At 41.9% G+C, this 800-nt stretch carries 1 protein-coding gene; it reads left to right on the top strand.

The window, feature by feature from the left end; genetic code table 11:
- Positions 1-194: 194 nt before the first annotated feature.
- Positions 195-800, top strand: a 606-nt coding sequence (locus R7E78_RS25860) for an outer membrane beta-barrel protein (RefSeq protein ID WP_318058573.1), incomplete at its 3' end; no start/stop codon positions are given.

Below are 800 nucleotides of genomic sequence, written 5' to 3' on the forward strand. Positions count from 1 at the left end.
CAGTGTCTGTAATTAAGAGTAAATATTCTTAATTAAGAAGGAAAATAGAAAAGTTGTGTCTAATTATTTCGTGTTTTATTGAGTTTTTATTCACTAACATCTCGATCGGTTTAACGCCAAGCGAGATGGATAACGCGACATGCTTAAGGAAGGGCGATACACAAACTCAATAATAAAACAGGCAGTGAAATACAATGTTAAAGAAAACATGGCTAACAGCAGCCCTTCTAGCAACTTGTTCTATGGCAAACGCCGCTCCTTACATTGGTGCATCGATCGGTAAAGCAACGTTTGATGATATCAGTGGTTCAATCAAATCAAATACCTACAACGCAAGCGAGAAACTTGAAGTTAAAGACAACGAAAGTCTGTCTGGCAAAGTTTTTGGTGGTTACACATTCAACGAGTACATCTCTCTTGAAGGTGCGATCGGTGGTTATGACGCTCTGGACGGCTCTGTCGTTACCGTTGGTGACATGAAGTTTTTGGCTATCCAACCTAAATTAACGCTGCCAATCGGTGACCGTTTCAATCTTTTCGCGAAAGCGGGTCTTTCTTACTTCAACGCGGAATTTAAAGTAAGCAATTCTGTGCTAACTGGTGACGAAGGCCACACGACGTTTTCTGAAACGACAGTAACCGGACTTTACGGCTTAGGTGCTGAGTTCGCGATCACAAAAAATCTAGCACTACAGGTTGAATGGGAATACATGAAACCTGAGTTAGACGTAGCGAAACTAGGCAGTGAAAAAGTCACCGTTGAAGCAGAAATCAGCGCGTTCTCTGTCGGTATGAGCTAC

Source organism: Vibrio sp. YT-19(2023) (genome assembly GCF_033337395.1).